Source organism: Acinetobacter sp. NigerLNRRAM0016 (assembly GCF_054112845.1).
This window is the reverse complement of record NZ_JBSYVT010000055.1, coordinates 1-15,084: the sequence shown is the minus strand read 5'-3', so window position 1 is coordinate 15,084 and position 15,084 is coordinate 1. Positions and strand designations below refer to the sequence as shown.

The following is a 15,084-nucleotide window of genomic DNA, read 5'->3' as shown; positions in this document are numbered from 1 at the left end:
TTGTTCAAAAGTCATATTTTACCTCGGAGAAACCGGACATTTTTATTGGTGAGAATATAGACACTTTAAATGGGTTCTAACACTCTCGTTTCGTATAACAACCATTATGTTAAATAACATTGATTTTAGTTGATTATTCATCCTTATAGCTTTTGAAAACTTGCAGAACTTTTCTTAATTTGTAATCCTTGCTGCCAAGGGTGCCTAGCTAAGCTAAGGCAGGTATTTGTTGTAGTCGGGCCGCTATAACAGGATGAAGAGTACCTGTATGTTTAATCTAAATATTTTTAATAAGATTTCTACTGAAGTCTTAACCTATAAGAATGCCCTTGAACTGAATTCAGAGAATCAATTAATCATAAAATATAAGACCTCCAGTTCTGATGAATATAGAAAAGCTATTGTCTTGATTCTAAAAGAGCGAGGATATAGTAGGTTGGAAATAGGGCAGTTACTTGAGAGTTAATTCTTAAAATTTTCTAAAATTAACATAATACACGTTATACGAATCTAAAAACGGGAGCCTTTAGCTCCCATTTTTACTATATTTTTTAAAGTCTTAGGCATGTTGTACTGTGAGTTTTAGGCCTAAAGCATTCACAACACGATTAATCGTATCAAAACGTGGTGCTGAATCCTGACGTAGGGCTTTGTAGAGTGCCTCACGTCCAATCCCTGCTTCTTTAGCGATTTGAGTCATGCCACGAGCTTTAGCAATAACGCCAAGTGCATGGGCTAATTCAGCTGGATCATTCTCTTCAAGAACCATATTGAGATACATCACAATGTCTTCTTCAGTTTTGAGCGACTCAGCCATATCAAAACTTGGTAAATCAGCGACTTTAACCATTTTAATCCTCCAATGTTTTCGATAATTTGACTGCACGATCGATATCTTGTTGTTGAGTCGATTTATCTCCTCCACCAAGCATTACAATCACTACGTCACCATGTTGGATGTAATACATTCTCCATCCAGCACCGAAGAACTCTCTCATTTCCCAAACGCCATCTTGAAGAGGCTTAATGTCTCCCCAATTTCCACGTTGAACCTTATCCAATCTACGATTCAGGCGAATACGGGTCATATTGTCTTTAATGCCATCCAACCATTCATCAAACTCTGGCAGACGTTTAATTTCAATCATGAGGATTCCTTGTTTTCTCACCATATTGTATTCGATCGAATACAATATGCAAGTAATCTATATGGACATCCATTAATTTCTTATAATCGCCATTATGTTAAGTGATTAAAAAAGCCTTGAAATAGTTGTAAATTAGTTGTAAAATAGTTGTATATTAATTTCACACCTATGGAGGTTTTTATATGTCAAGAATGTCAAAAACAAGCGCCAGCTATATTCGTATTGCGGATAAGATTATTTTTACCTATGCGGAACTAGTACCTGGCAATCATCATGAGTTCAACAAAAAAAATAAAGGCGTACCAGTTGCCGCTGTGCATTATGAAAAATTAGACGAGTATATAATTTTACGTGATGGTCAGGAACAACCGCTGTGCATTGATGACCCGAAAAAATTTATCAGATCAATTCGCCGATTAAATAAAGATTGTGAAATCATAAATAAGCTATGACCATATTTAATGGAATACCTAGAATGACACTTTTAACGATAGTTTAAGCGTTTACACAGTTTTATTTACAGTCTCTGGCTTGGATCCGTATGCCTATTTAAGTGATGTGCTGAAAAGGCTGCCGACACATAAAGTGACCCAGATTGAAGAGTTACTGCCACACTGCTGGAAACCTAAATCGAATTAAAAAATAGGTATGGGATTCAGCGGACGCTTACAAATCTTTTAAGATCAATAGCATAATACTTTATGAAACCCCAACCTTGGCAATAGTCACCAACATAATTTACATTAAATTGTATAAATTGCTGTGTATATAAGTACAATAACATCAATAACTTACGTTTTAAAATATTTTTATTGGAATTAATGTTTATTAAGATCGTTTAATTTTGGTCACATAAGTTTTTAAAAATTTACCAAATAATCACCAACATAATTTTGTGATGATTAATTAGGTAAACCGAATGGTAAAAAATCAGGTTGATGGAGTTATATATGGCTGAACCGTACCGGGTTTGTCGGAGACTTTTTTATTTAAGTTAGGCCACCTGACCTAACGGGTTAATCTTATGCTGCTGTTAGGGTCTAAAAATAGCAGTTTTGAAGGGCTTTATCGAGTGATTTTTTCAACACTCTACGCAATTATGGATATCATAGTATCCACTTTATGTTTTATTTCGCTATAATGGATATAACTGTATCCATTTGGTCTTTGCGGATGAATTTTACCTTACTTGATGATACCGATGTAAGCCAAGCTTATGCGGCTTATTTACGTGAGTTACGCAAGCAGGCAAAGCTGTCGCGCGCTGCATTGGCTGAGCGAAGCTGCGTACCTGCGGCCACCATTAAGAAATTTGAGCTGACCGGGCAAATTTCATTTCGTCAATTGCTGTTGCTATGGCAGACACTTGATTCGCTAGATAGGCTTTATCAGCTCACGCAACTTAGCAAAGAACGCGCTGCTATACCCATGAGTATTGATGAGGTGCTAAAAGATGAGTTTTAAACCGATTCAGAAGCTTAATGTTACTCGTACGCTAAGCTCAGGTGAGCAGATATCTGTTGGAGTCTTGGCGCAGAATCGGCAAGGCGTTTTTTTTCAGTATACTGACGACTATTTGCAGCAGTTTGGCAATTTATCACCGTTTACCTTGCAAGCGAATACGCTAGTTCAAGCCGCACCTAAAGCGCCGCACCAAGGTGTACATGGCGTATTTGAGGATTGTTTGCCCGATGGCTGGGGCATGTTGTTACAAGATCGTATTTTCCGGCAAAAGGGCATCCTACCTAATCAATTAACGGCGATGGATAGACTGGCCTTTGTCGGTGATAAAGGCATGGGAGCGCTGTCTTTTGCTCCGGTGTCTGAGTTTTCAGCCACGACATACGCGGACATTGATTTAGCAACCTTGGGCTTAGAAGCACAAACGCTGTTCGATGCTTCAATGTCAGATTATATGGATGATAATCACGATGAGTTAGATGGGCATACGCAACAGGTGTTGGCCGCATTAGTCGCCGGTGGTAGTTCGGGTGGAGCAAGGCCTAAGGCGCAGATTTATATGCCTGCAGGGGAAACTCAGCATTGTCGAACCTTTGCTCAGCCTGGAGATGAGGCTTGGCTGATTAAGTTTACCTCGAAAAATCTCGCGCTCGGGCATGAAGAAGGGTTGTGTGAAGCGGTTTATTTGCAAATGGCCGAGCTTGCCAAGTGCCAACCACCAGTCTGGCAACTCATTGAAGCACCAACTACAAGCGGTGCGTCTGCCTGGTTGGCGCTTAAGCGTTTTGATTATGTCACGGAGCAGGCCCGTTTAAGCGGTAATCGCAGTTCAGGTCGCTTGCATATGCACAGCGCTTGCGGGCTGCTGGATGCAGACTTTCGAACGCCAAGTTTAGATTATATTGACTTGATCAAAGCCAGCCGTCAGTTGTGTAAATCTCCTGCTGCTGGGCAGCTGCAATTTCGCCGTGCCGTTTTTAACCTGCTGTCGTCTAACCAAGACGACCACAGTAAAAACTGGGCGTTTTTGCAAGCGGATGACGGTCAATGGAACCCTGCACCTTTTTACGATGTTACCTACAGCCCACATCCATTCAACGAACACGCCACTGCTTTCGGCGGTTATGGCAAAGCGCCATCGCTTAAGGTGATGCAAAAACTTGCTACTAGTGCTGGCTTTGCGAATTGGAATGATGCAAAGCAAGTTATTGAAGAAGTCGCAGAAGCCATCAGCCAATTTACGTATCTTGCCAAGCAACAAGGGATCAGTAAAACAACAATGTCCGTGATTGCTAAGACATTGGAGCAGCGTAAACAAGAAAATGCAGCGCTTTTTCTATAACAATAAGAAGGGACAGTAATGAAGCTCGGCCGAAACGATCCTTGCCATTGTGGCAGTGGTAAAAAATTTAAACGTTGTTGTATGAGCAGCGTTTCCAAGCAACATGCCCAAGTCTTCGATGATGTTGAAACCATGCTGGCAATGAACCCAAATTTGAGTCTTGATGAACTCAATGCCGCTTTGCAGCACAAAGTGCAAGAACGCAATCATCAACCTCATCCCGATTTTTGTGGCGTAACGCCAACGCAAATGGCCAATTGGCTTTATGCGCCTTTTGATGAATTAAAGTGGGTGACAATTTGCACTCCCGACTCTCTTTCTGCCAGCCCAATAATGCGTTATCTAGCCCTCATTCTTGATGAGGCCATGGCGCAAGAAGGCTCCTTCAAAGCCACGAGTAAAGGCAACTTACCGGCTAAGTTGGTTAAACAGGCCAGTGAGTTATTGCCTGAGTTTGCCGTTGCTCAATTAGAACGTAGTATAAGCATCAGCGAGTTTTCGGGCAGCAATGAAGACAAATTTAATGCCTTGCACTACACCCGAGTGCTTGCCGAAATTAGCGGTATTATTTATCGGCGCAGTGGCCGCTACCATGTAAAAAAATCAGCGCAAAAGCAGTATCAAGCGCTAGGCATACAGGCCTTTTTCAAACCTATGTTAGAGGCCGCTATCAGCAAATATAACTGGGGTTATTTGGACAGTTTCGAATACGATGTCGACTTGCGCACTTTTTGGTTGTTTATGCTGTGGCGTATTCAAAGCCACAACAGTGTGGAGCAGCTTGTGAAAGAGGTGATGACAGCTTTCCCTAATCTATTGCTGGTATTCCCTACGGATGATTACTTCTCGCCAGAAAGAAACTTAAGTATGCTCATCGAATCACGATTTATTGAGCGATTTTTGCAGTTTTGGGGATTTGTAACGATTGACCCAAGACGTTATATAAACGCTGAACAAGTCGCCAGAGTGATTCAGGTACAGCCTTTGTTAAAACAAACTTTTCAATTCACAATAAATAAATAGCAAGGTCACCGTGAGCGAATTTCAATACTATAAATTTGAGCGTCTGGATGGGTATTTAGATGCTAAAGCACGTCAAGCACTCAGAGCCATTTCAAGCCGTGCCGAGATCAGCGCTACGGCCTTTCAGGTGTATTACACCTACAGTGATCTAAAGGCCGAGCCTTTTGAGCTGATGTTAAAATACTTTGATATCGGTTTTTACTATGCCGATTGGGGCTCAATCGATGTATACATCAAGCTACCAGCAGGAACGCTTCCAGATGCGTTACTTGGCTTTTCAAGTGATGGACTTCATGTTCACGAAAACGATGAGTGGCAGTTGCTGATTTTTTCCCTTGAGGAGTGTGATGAGTATTTTGACGATGAGCATGCTGACGACTTTTTCCAGCATTTAGCCGCTTTACGCGGCGGGTTAATGCAAGGGGATTGGCGCCTTGTGTACTTAATGTGGCTCAAAGCGTTTGATTTTAATGATGGCGTTGAGCGAGTGCCGTTAATTCAATTCGATTTTGAGCACCTCAGGGAAGAGGAGCAGGCGTTTGCTGCGCTGTATGATATTCCCTTAGCATTGGTTAAGGCGCTCGCCATGGTGCTGAGCGAACAACCCAGTCACCAAGCCAAACAAACTCAGCTTACGCTTGATGCGTGGATCCATAATCTCTCGCAAGCAGAGAAAGACACGCTATTACGCACGTTGTTTGAGCAAGGCCAGCTAACCCGTCACCAAGCCTTAGCGCTGACGCGAAAAGAACCTGTCAACACAGACGAGATCTATCAATACTAGTTAACTTCCGCCGTCATTTCTCCTTTCATTGAGCAAGCGCAAAGTCAATTACAGCAAGAGCAAGCCGCAGCACTCGCAAAAAAATTAGCTATCGAAAAAGCGGAAAAAGAAAAAGCGTTGACGGATATCTACAATCAACGTGAGCACTACTGGCAGCAATCACAAGAGCAAGCGGATCGAACTTGCGCCAGTGGTTACGATGCGGCATCACGCTATCTGCATCAGCTGTTTGAGGCCTATCAGTTCAAAGCTGATGAAGCGGCGTTTGAACAACGTTTTAAGCGCTTTGTTGTGGCGAATAATAGCCGTAAAGCACTGTTAAATCGCTTGAGTGATTTGCTTTAAACGATGAGGCGATAGGCTGGCCAAATGACGTTAGCAAAAAACCGATTGAGGGTTGGTTGAAAGGTTGTAAGCCCACCAAAGGTCTACAAATTGTTACCTATGAAGTCACTTTGTGTAGACCTCGGGGTCTAAGTAACGCGCTTTTACCATCTCTGTGGTAAATACTGCGTGAAATACAAAGGCATCACGATATTGGTTTGCTCTAATGCGGATGAGCCTTGTGTACCCGTTAACTTAAAGGTTTTACTTGGAGTACATTTTTCAACGTAGGATGCCAACGATTTTGCTCTTGTACGTTTACCACTTTTGACCTCCACAGGGACGATATCGCCTTCATCGGTCGCCAAAATAAATTCGATTTCGGCACGGGCGTCATTCCATGAATAGCTTGGGTCAACGCCAATGGCAGTGAGCTCTTGTTGCACAAAGTTTTCAGCCACATAACCTTTGTATTCATAGTTTTGTTGCTTAATTTCTTTATAACTGCTGCCGAGCATATGATTAAGCAGACCCACATCAAACAAAAACAGTTTCACCATATTTTCTTTTTTATAGGCCGCTAACGGAGATTTCGGCAATCCTTCAATAGGGTAGTTTGGCAAAGCTAGGCGGCAGCAGTTAAGCCAATGGATCGCGGTTTCAAAATCGCTATAACGAGATTTACGCTCATGCACATGCTTAAATTTAAAGCGTTTAACCGACTCATCGCTGACAAGTGATAGCTGGGCTGGAATGCTATTAAATACCGATTCAATCAGTGTGGTGTCGACCTTGCCCGCGTACTTACCAAAATCGCGGCGATAACCTTCCACTAAATCGGCATGAATTTTTGTGACTTTTTCAACACGCTCTAGAATGCTTGAATCCTTATACTGATACCAAGCAGAAACGGCTTCCGGCATACCACCAGTAAAAAAGTAGTCAGTGAGTTTGTCCATCAATTTGGTGTGTACTGCCGGTGTGCTTGCTTGACTATCAAACGCTTTGATCAGCGCTTGCTCGTTGGATGCGTAAATAAATTCTTGGAAGGTCAGTGGTCGTAAATTGTATTGTTCTACCTTGCCCACAGGGAAGGTGTTGAGCAAACCAATATTCGAGCCGCTGGCAGCGACAAAATAGGACGGTGCTTTTTCAGCAAAGTACTTTAGTGAGGTAACGGCACGTTCACATTCGCCAATTTCATCTAATATCAGCAGATCGGTTTCTGGGTTGAACGCTTGGTTGGTTAACAACTCAATATTCATTACTAGCTCGTCAGGTGACAGAGAGCCATCGAACGCTTCTTTGTAGGCAGGGTTTTCAAGGAAGTCGATACGAAGGATGTTGGCAAAGGTATTCCCAAATAACTCTTGTAGCAGATAGGTTTTACCTGTTTGTCTTGCACCATCGATCAATAATGGCTTGCGCACCGGTTGATTTTTCCATGTTATTAGGGCGTTTAGTAAGTTGCGCTGCATTGTCATTTCCCGCCAATTAAGACTGTTAACTGCCTGTAGTATAACTCAGCCTACACTTTTACGCGCAGAAAAGTGCGGAATTTTACATTTTTATGCGCATAAAAGTGTAATTTGATGACCTTTGGCATTCAGGGATTCACATCATCGCCTTGGCCAACGCGCAAGCTAAACCTAAAAGTAGGATATAAATCCAATTATATTGAGTAAAGTGGGAATATAGTCCCTTTGGTTGGTGATATGGCTAAGCGTGACTTACACAATATATTGTTTCCAAAGCAGCGTAAAATCCTGACGCAGTTTGGTGAAGACTTGCTGTTGGCGATGAAAAGACGTGGTTTTACCAAAAAGCTACTGTGTGAACGTACTGGTTTTGATCATAAAACCGTGAATTAAGTCTTAGCCGGTGATCCGGGCGTTGCCATAGGCACTTACTTAAAGGTGATGGCCGTTCTTGGCATGGAAAGCAACTTTGCAGAAATGGCCGCCCATGATGAAGTGGGTATCAAGCTGCAAAACATAAAATTGCTGGAAGGTTCAAGATGAGCCGTGAAATCGTTGAAGTCTATGCCGACTGGCAGCCAATTGAAGCACCTTTGCTAATAGGGCTGCTTTCTTACAGCGATTCAAGCCGAGGTGGCGTGTTTAGTTTTGCCTACGATAAAGCATTTTTAACCTCAGCCTATCGCTTGCAAATTGATCCCATCCTGACCCTCCACTCCGGTGTACTCTAAAACGATGAAGTCGATAAAAGCTTCCGCGCATTTCTTGATTCATCGCCTGATAGATGGGGGCGTATTTTAATGCAGCGGCGTGCGGCGATTGAGGCGCGCAAAGGCATTCGAGCAACAAGTCGATTAAACGAATTGGATTACCTGCTGGGCGTAAATGACTCTTACCGGATGGGTGGTATTCGATTTAAGCGAACAGGCTCGAATGCTTTTTTGGACGACAATTCTGAATTTGCTGCGCCGCCAATGGCTTCTTTGCGAGAGCTAGAGCATGCAGCAATGCAGATTGAAAAAGACGATAACATCGACAGTGACGAGTATTACCGCTGGTTGAAAATGCTGATTTCTCCAGGCTCATCATTAGGTGGTGCAAGGCCCAAAGCTTGTGTCACAGATGAACAAGACCACTTGTGGATTGCTAAGTTTCCCAATTTAAACGATACCCATGATGTGGGCGCGTGGGAGATGGTCTGTTATGAATTGGCGTTAGCGGCAGGTGTTGACATGTTTCCAAGTGAGATGAGGCAATTTTCGTCACAGCACCATACCTTCTTAACAAAACGGTTTGACCGCGACGGTGACAAGCGGCTGCATTTTTCGTCGGCCATGACACAGCTTCAATACTATGATGGTGAACAATCTCAAGGTGCCAGCTACTTAGAGATTGCTGAATTTATTTCCAATTGTGGAGCACAAACCACAGCTGATTTAGCTCAGTTTTGGCGTATGGGGGTAAAGGCATGGGGAAGTGTTTAATGAAGTGCTGCTGTTTATTTTGGCTTGGTATTTGGTGAAGGGATGTTTTCTAATTTCAATGAAGGTTGCTTGTTACTGTTGTCATCAATGTACTCAAGGGCGTACCTCATAGCCTTGTAGCTTTTCTCGCGTTTTTTAAACATGCGTTGCAGCATAGGGAGAGTGCAGTCCACATAGTCGTGAATAGTGACTTGTGTTTTGCCTTCCGATTCACGATGAATACGACCGGCATATTGAGCCAATGTTCCTTTCCATGAGATGGGCATGGCCAAAAACAACGTATCCAGTCTTGGTAGGTCAAACCCTTCGCCTACATATTTTCCTGTTGCGACGACGACTTGAGCCGATTGCAGATGATTGTCAGCGTTCTTGCGTTCCGCAGCTTTCATGGCGCCTTTAAGTACGACAGTGCTTATACCCATTTCGGTAAGTCGTGAGTGTATGGATTCTGCGTGCTCTCTACGCTCTGTAAGGACTAACGGGTGTCCGCCATTTTGAACACACTCGTAGGCGTCTGAGACGATTTTTGAAGTGCGCTGCTCATTATTGACGAGCCAGCGGTAGGCATCGCTTATTTTGGGGCGCTCATCTGTTTTTATAAGCTCTGCTGCTGGTACATCGTAGAGCTGATGAATCATCACGGTTTGAGTAAATTGCTCATCAGGGCTTTGTTTCACTTTGTAGCGAATAGGCCCTGCCGCCATAAAAATGATCTTTTGATGACCATCTTGTCGCTCTGGTGTTGCTGTAAGGCCCAATACATATTTTGCTCTTACCTCGTTGAGTACCATTTCAAACCTTGGTGCAGATAGGTGGTGGCATTCGTCAACAATAATATGGCCGTAGTCTTGAATGAGAGGAGTGATGGAATTGTCTTTTTTATTAACCAAACTTTGGTAGGTGGCTATGTCGATAATGCCACTCGGCTTTCTTTTACCTCCGCCTATACTGCCAATGGTTACTTCGGGTAGGAACGTGCGTAAGCGCTCTTGCCATTGTTCGAGCAGTTGTCGGCTATGAACCAGTATGAGGGTATTTACTTTGCGTTTTACGATCATAGCAATGGCAGTAACCGTTTTTCCAAATGCAGTTGGCGCATGCAAAATACCGAAGTCATGTTTAGATATTGCGGCCACTGCGTCACGCTGGTTCTTTCGCAAAGTGAACTCAGGGGTAAGCTTTAATAATGGTTTACCAATTTCACGCTTATCGTCAAATAGTGGCGAAATGTTTTGCTCTTGTAGCAAAGCAATCGCATCATCGAGGCAGCCTCGCGGTAGTGCTAGATAACCGTTTTCAATACGAGCACAGGAAATAAACCTCGGAATGCCATGGGTTGAAAAGCGCAACGCTTGTGTTTTAAAAAACACAGGATTAGAAAAACTAGCTAATCGCTTTAGTCCGGCCAGTAATGGCCCAGGTAACTCGCTCATCAAAAAGTAGATATGGTTGGCCAAGGTAATGGTCACGTTTTTCGGCAAAGACTCTAATTTTATTGGTGCGGCTTTGGCTGTGATTTCCCAAGGAGGGCGGTTGTCTGTTAGCCCTTGCTCGGACAGTAATAGGGTGTTGGGTGAAATAGTTGTTATGAGTTGGTCAATACTCGACTGAGTGAGCGTTTTAAGCTCAGCAAGGTACCGCCATTGATCATCGATGGCATTCAGGTCACTGTCAACAAAGCAACTACGACCTGAAAGGCGAGCCTCCTTTTGAAGTGGTAACGCAATGAGATTGCCAAACCCGCCTTCAGGAAGTACATCTTGGTTAGGAAAGAGCCTGTCATAGGAGTCAAACGATAGATTTGGAAATATTTCCATGGCTTTATCAAGCAAAGCGAAACCCAGTGCCCGAGCATGGTTCGCTGGGATATTGGTTTCAAAAAATATCCATAAGTGAGCCCCGTTGCCAGAACGCGAGATTTCTATCGCGTGCGGAATATCAAACGCTTGGCACACTTTAGACATTGCTTTGACTTCTTCTTGCCAACAGCCTTTGTCAAAATCGGCTGCCAACAAATAGCACGAATTATCTTTAAGTAGTGGATACAGACCAACCACTTGATGACCGGCAAGGTGCCTGTAAATAATGTGCTCGTTTAATTCGCTAAACTTTCGGTGTGAACAGTCTTGGCATTTAATGCGGGGTTTGTTGCATAGCCCGCTTACCCACTCATTATCACAGGCTACGGAATAGCCACTGCGCCCCTGTTGATTTTGCCAACGATTGGCAAAGATATCCTCTCTTCCACGAAATCGTTGTCTGAATAAGGCGACCTTTTGTTCTGGCGTGAATGTCTGTACTGAACGCTCGATTTGAGCGCTACGCAAAGCCTCTCTTAATGCGAGAAGCTGCTGCTTTTCATTTTCAAGCTCAGCTAGCCTGTTATCAATAGCAGAAATGTTTGGGTAGCGAGCGTCATTCATAACAAACTAATTTTGATTCGCAGCACTATAAAGCGCGAACTTGCGGTGGCTTGATCAGCGACTCTGCTGGAATACCTAACCCTTCATGAAGTTTCCAAATCATTTTTAGCGTGAGTGATCGCTTATGGTTTAGGATTTCATAAACACGATTGCTTTTACCTATCATGGGTTCAAGATCTTTAACGGTTAAGCCTTTGCGCTCCATCTCAAACTTTATTGCCTCAACAGGGTCTGGCAAATCCATTGGAAAATGCTTTGCTTCGTAGGCCTCGACTAACGTAACCAAAATGTCCAGCTTTTCGCCTTCGACGGTATCAGGCTCCGCCATCATTAGGTTTTCGATGTCGTTTAATGCCGCGCGGTAGTCGGCATCTGTTTTAATAGGTCTGATGTCCATTATATTTACCTCTTGTTACTACCTTTTGGCTTCAAATCGTTTGTACATCAATTTTATCGTATTGCGCATGGCTGCCGATAAACCGTATGTAAACCACTTTGTACGCATAATTGATCCAAGCAACTAACCGGTATTTATTACCGGCAATGTTAAACACGACACGCCCATCTTTGAGGATGCTGGCATTTCTAAAGTCCCGTTTCACATCCGCCGGTGCTCCCCAATCAGCGTTTAATGCATGCCTATACCAAGCTAACGTTGGCTCTTTAGCGTCAATGTATTCTGAGCTGTCTTCCCAAAATGTTTTTAAGGTTGATAGTGCGATAATTCTCATAAATAGATATTAGTCCCAATTTGGGACTTTTGCAAGTTTGGTATTCTTGATGCGGTTAGGAGTTGTTACCGCATCCCCAATTGCCCCATTCCTTGGGGCGGTTCACATCCCTCTTATTCACCCTCTTAAGCTCGGCATATCAAGTGTTGCCCCATTGTCCCAACTGCCACGGTAAGTGATCAAATGGGGGGCTTGCTATTTTCGCCTGATGGGCCTTTTCGACATGCGGCTGCGTTTGCCATCGAAGAAGGCCAATACTCTGAACCAATAGAGTGATTCTTCATACCCCAAGCTGTGCGTTGGACGTGCATGCGGGATGAGCCCCAGTTTGCGTCCTAAACTGACAATCACGTAGAAGCGAACGGAAAATACCTATACGAGCCTGAAACTGTGGCTGAAGTTGAGCATATTCTAGGTGCTGTTGTTGTTCTATTAAGACAGCCGATTTATTCACTCGGTTTAGGCTGTGTGATTAATGTGTTTAGAACAGCCCAAGCTTTAAATATTGGGCTTGAAATTGGGGCAGAGAAGGATAACTTGTATCTCAAACCTGATCTGACAGTTACCCATTTTTTATTGTTTCTATCAGGTTAAATTTTCTAGATGTGTATGAAGGCTAATTGCAGAAATTTGATTGATATTGGTACACAAACTGAGTCTTTGTTGCTGTCGAAGTTGGTGCATTATATTGGGTTAAACCTTTTAAAGCACTGAAGCTTAAAGCAGCACGATCAACTACTTTTCTTGTGAAATTCGCATTGGGATCTGAATATTTAAACGAAATTTCTGCTAAAACAGGTTTTAGACTACCGTAAGGCAATAGGGTATACCATAAACTTAACTCTAAATCTGCATCGAATTCACCTAAATCAATCGTTGCACCACTATATTTTCGTTCATAGATAGTTAGACCACCAACTTGATTCAGGGCTAGACTATTATTAAAATTATAGTCATTTTTGAAGCCAGTAAATAGAATATTGATATCCTCAAAATCGTTAATGGTTCGCGAGGTTGGTACGGTTGTTGACTTGCTTGCAACTACAAGGAAACTCAAGTTATCTTTACGAGTAATGTCATCTTCTAGCTTAGTTTTTGCGCCTGATACATTGCTAGTCAAATCTTTGAAGTCAGCAATATAATGGTCATATCCACGATACTTTAAAGTTACTTCTTTTGTACCATTTTCATTACGCTCTCTGAAGCTGTATCCCATATTTTTTAAAGTACAGCTTCCTTGAGTATCGTAAAAGCGGATTTCTCTTTGAGTATCAAAGATCATAGCACCAGTTACGTCACGACTGATTTTATTTTCAATCGCATTTTTCACCGCTGAAAAATAGCTATTTATGCTGCTTGCTTCATTTCCATAATTAAAATTTATGGGATCTAATAGTACTTTGTATTCGCGAGATGTGACTTTGGGAGATGCATAGCTCAGCGATGGTAGCACTGTAATTGCCAAGAAAGTTATCAAAGCCGATTGAGTTATTCTCATTTTTCTCTCTAGACAAAAGTTGAATTTAAAAAGCCCAAAAGAGCTGATGCTTTTGGGCTTCATTCATTGTTATGGGTTGAAAAGATTTAACTTATCGGCAATATATAAGGTAGGTGTATCGACACGCATGCCCACATTATCCAAATACTTTTGCTCTAAACCATTGGTTGTCCAAAGACCCATGTCATCATCATTCACAATGCCAAGAGTTTGTCGGTTAATCAACCATAGACCTTCCATTTTGTCATGCGCATAACTTACACGTTTACCCATATCCAATACCAATGTTTTACTTACTGGCTGAATATTTAGTGCCTGTAATGCTTCCCATTTTTTATCGTTATTTATGAAATACTGTTCTAGAGTTTTACCTGCAATCGTTAAACCAAGTTTAGGATCTTGTACTAGATCGCCCTGAGTTGCGATATCCTCTAAATTGGTAGCATCATTCAGATCAATACGATAAACATGTTTCATGATATTCGGATCGTCCTTAAGGAATTTGCCATCACGTTCCAGTACTAAAAACTCATGATCATTAATCGCAATAATAGCTGAGTTTGAGTTAGCATCAATTTCTTGACGATAGAGATACTGAGCAACTTTTCCTGTTTCAAGATTGATCGTCACAATACGTGTTAAGGTTGATTTATTAACAGCTTTGGTCGGTAAGTCCATTGTCGATTGCATAATCCCAACCAATGTTTTTTGGTCAGGTGTAATAGTTAAACCTTCCATACCACGGTTGGCACGACGATAACTAAATTCTTGCGGTAAAGTGAATGTATTACGCACATCATTTACAAAAGGATTAATACGACCAATTTCTTTTCTATTGGCATCATAGTGCACAATATGAGGGCCATATTCATCACTTACCCAAAATGTACCATCATTCAATGCAGCCAAACCTTCAGAATCGAGACCATAATCGTCAAGCTTGATTGGGTTAGTTAGTGGGTCATATGGCTTTGATGGATCTTTAGCAATTACATTACCATTTATATCGTAAGGTGTTTCACCTGTACCACCGAGTGCAGCAGTATTCGGCAATCCACTAATATTACTTCCATCACGATCTTTTAATAAAATCGTTTTGATGAGTTTAATTGAACCATCATCTTGCACCTCAAATAGCCCAATTTTAGGTACATAGTCTGGCATTGGGAAAATCTTACCAGCACCATTCACGCCATCATTATAGTCAGCATTTGGACCACGATCTGTGATTGCATAAAATTGTTTATTGTTAGTAGGGTGTGCAGCAACATCAGATCCAAAGCCACCTTGTCGAAGGGTAAATGGACTAGCAATAGTTGTTCCATTTACCTTAAAGCTCGTTAAATTTTGGTAAGGTAAAGCAACACCTTGGGCAAATAAGTTTGGCC

The 15,084-nt window shown here is 42.3% G+C and carries 19 protein-coding genes and 1 pseudogene; 12 read left to right on the top strand and 8 right to left on the bottom strand.

Annotation, left to right across the window (positions count from 1 at the left end; genetic code table 11):
- The first annotated feature begins 268 nt into the window (after nucleotides 1-268).
- Complete coding sequence (locus ACWQ4X_RS18435) at nucleotides 269-466, top strand: hypothetical protein (protein WP_004897314.1); 198 nt, start codon at nucleotides 269-271, stop codon at nucleotides 464-466.
- Nucleotides 467-559: 93 nt separating this feature from the next.
- On the opposite strand, the gene ACWQ4X_RS18430 is transcribed toward ACWQ4X_RS18435, so the two are convergent.
- Nucleotides 560-850, bottom strand: a complete 291-nt coding sequence (locus ACWQ4X_RS18430; protein WP_004969304.1) for an addiction module antidote protein — start codon at nucleotides 848-850, stop codon at nucleotides 560-562.
- Between the two features lies 1 nt (nucleotide 851).
- Nucleotides 852-1,148 (bottom strand): type II toxin-antitoxin system RelE/ParE family toxin, encoded by a 297-nt coding sequence (locus ACWQ4X_RS18425; RefSeq protein WP_005175534.1) that lies wholly within the window; start codon nucleotides 1,146-1,148, stop codon nucleotides 852-854.
- 182 nt (nucleotides 1,149-1,330) lie between these two features.
- Here ACWQ4X_RS18425 and ACWQ4X_RS18420 point away from each other — a divergent pair, with 182 nt between their 5' ends.
- The 7 genes and pseudogenes from ACWQ4X_RS18420 to ACWQ4X_RS18390 all read left to right on the top strand — a co-directional run bounded on the left by ACWQ4X_RS18420 (nucleotide 1,331) and on the right by ACWQ4X_RS18390 (nucleotide 6,103).
- On the top strand, nucleotides 1,331-1,600 hold the full coding sequence (locus ACWQ4X_RS18420) for a hypothetical protein (protein WP_039048204.1): 270 nt from the start codon (nucleotides 1,331-1,333) through the stop codon (nucleotides 1,598-1,600).
- Between the two features lie 70 nt (nucleotides 1,601-1,670).
- Nucleotides 1,671-1,787 (top strand): annotated as a pseudogene (locus ACWQ4X_RS18415) (transposase domain-containing protein); the annotation flags it as partial.
- A 534-nt stretch (nucleotides 1,788-2,321) separates the two neighbouring features.
- Complete coding sequence (locus tag ACWQ4X_RS18410; protein ID WP_070153163.1) at nucleotides 2,322-2,612, top strand: helix-turn-helix domain-containing protein; 291 nt, start codon at nucleotides 2,322-2,324, stop codon at nucleotides 2,610-2,612.
- Nucleotides 2,602-3,951 (top strand): type II toxin-antitoxin system HipA family toxin, encoded by a 1,350-nt coding sequence (locus ACWQ4X_RS18405; protein ID WP_070153166.1) that lies wholly within the window; start codon nucleotides 2,602-2,604, stop codon nucleotides 3,949-3,951. The genes ACWQ4X_RS18410 and ACWQ4X_RS18405 overlap by 11 nt, the downstream gene beginning before the upstream one ends.
- Nucleotides 3,952-3,969: 18 nt before the next feature.
- Complete coding sequence (locus ACWQ4X_RS18400) at nucleotides 3,970-4,974, top strand: YecA family protein (protein WP_070153169.1); 1,005 nt, start codon at nucleotides 3,970-3,972, stop codon at nucleotides 4,972-4,974.
- 10 nt (nucleotides 4,975-4,984) lie between these two features.
- On the top strand, nucleotides 4,985-5,758 hold the full coding sequence (locus ACWQ4X_RS18395) for a hypothetical protein (protein ID WP_228152121.1): 774 nt from the start codon (nucleotides 4,985-4,987) through the stop codon (nucleotides 5,756-5,758).
- 117 nt (nucleotides 5,759-5,875) lie between these two features.
- Nucleotides 5,876-6,103, top strand: a complete 228-nt coding sequence (locus ACWQ4X_RS18390) for a hypothetical protein (protein ID WP_224215413.1) — start codon at nucleotides 5,876-5,878, stop codon at nucleotides 6,101-6,103.
- Between the two features lie 143 nt (nucleotides 6,104-6,246).
- Here ACWQ4X_RS18390 and ACWQ4X_RS18385 read toward each other — a convergent pair whose 3' ends face one another.
- The gene (locus ACWQ4X_RS18385; protein ID WP_070153175.1) at nucleotides 6,247-7,560 is read right to left on the bottom strand and encodes an ATP-binding protein; all 1,314 of its coding nucleotides are present in this window, start codon (nucleotides 7,558-7,560) and stop codon (nucleotides 6,247-6,249) included.
- A gap of 237 nt (nucleotides 7,561-7,797) precedes the next feature.
- Here ACWQ4X_RS18385 and ACWQ4X_RS18380 point away from each other — a divergent pair, with 237 nt between their 5' ends.
- The 3 genes from ACWQ4X_RS18380 to ACWQ4X_RS18370 all read left to right on the top strand — a co-directional run bounded on the left by ACWQ4X_RS18380 (nucleotide 7,798) and on the right by ACWQ4X_RS18370 (nucleotide 9,044).
- Nucleotides 7,798-7,953 (top strand): hypothetical protein, encoded by a 156-nt coding sequence (locus ACWQ4X_RS18380; RefSeq protein WP_225530230.1) that lies wholly within the window; start codon nucleotides 7,798-7,800, stop codon nucleotides 7,951-7,953.
- A gap of 146 nt (nucleotides 7,954-8,099) precedes the next feature.
- Entirely contained in the window at nucleotides 8,100-8,291 is a 192-nt protein-coding gene (locus ACWQ4X_RS18375; RefSeq protein ID WP_225530229.1) for a hypothetical protein, read from the top strand.
- 69 nt (nucleotides 8,292-8,360) lie between these two features.
- Nucleotides 8,361-9,044 carry a type II toxin-antitoxin system HipA family toxin gene (locus ACWQ4X_RS18370; RefSeq protein ID WP_225530228.1) on the top strand — a complete coding sequence of 228 codons (684 nt, stop codon included), beginning with the start codon at nucleotides 8,361-8,363 and terminating at the stop codon, nucleotides 9,042-9,044.
- A 14-nt stretch (nucleotides 9,045-9,058) separates the two neighbouring features.
- Here ACWQ4X_RS18370 and ACWQ4X_RS18365 read toward each other — a convergent pair whose 3' ends face one another.
- The 3 genes from ACWQ4X_RS18365 to ACWQ4X_RS18355 are packed head-to-tail and all read right to left on the bottom strand — an operon-like array spanning nucleotide 9,059 to nucleotide 12,198.
- A complete protein-coding gene (locus tag ACWQ4X_RS18365; RefSeq protein WP_094069352.1) occupies nucleotides 9,059-11,467 on the bottom strand; it encodes a TOTE conflict system archaeo-eukaryotic primase domain-containing protein in 2,409 nt (802 codons plus the stop codon).
- Between the two features lie 25 nt (nucleotides 11,468-11,492).
- The gene (locus tag ACWQ4X_RS18360) at nucleotides 11,493-11,864 is read right to left on the bottom strand and encodes a helix-turn-helix domain-containing protein (RefSeq protein ID WP_000354814.1); all 372 of its coding nucleotides are present in this window, start codon (nucleotides 11,862-11,864) and stop codon (nucleotides 11,493-11,495) included.
- Between the two features lie 31 nt (nucleotides 11,865-11,895).
- Nucleotides 11,896-12,198, bottom strand: coding sequence for a type II toxin-antitoxin system HigB family toxin (locus tag ACWQ4X_RS18355; protein ID WP_094069353.1), 303 nt, complete (start codon nucleotides 12,196-12,198; stop codon nucleotides 11,896-11,898).
- A 390-nt stretch (nucleotides 12,199-12,588) separates the two neighbouring features.
- Between ACWQ4X_RS18355 and ACWQ4X_RS18350 the strand changes: the two genes are divergently transcribed.
- On the top strand, nucleotides 12,589-12,792 hold the full coding sequence (locus ACWQ4X_RS18350) for a hypothetical protein (protein WP_094069354.1): 204 nt from the start codon (nucleotides 12,589-12,591) through the stop codon (nucleotides 12,790-12,792).
- 22 nt (nucleotides 12,793-12,814) lie between these two features.
- Here the strand turns inward: ACWQ4X_RS18350 and ACWQ4X_RS18345 are convergent, their stop codons facing one another.
- Together ACWQ4X_RS18345 and ACWQ4X_RS18340 are read right to left on the bottom strand one after the other, a co-directional pair.
- A complete protein-coding gene (locus ACWQ4X_RS18345; protein ID WP_094069355.1) occupies nucleotides 12,815-13,696 on the bottom strand; it encodes a hypothetical protein in 882 nt (293 codons plus the stop codon).
- Between the two features lie 69 nt (nucleotides 13,697-13,765).
- The coding region (locus ACWQ4X_RS18340) for an esterase-like activity of phytase family protein (protein WP_368572666.1) at nucleotides 13,766-15,084 on the bottom strand (1,319 nt) is incomplete at its 5' end.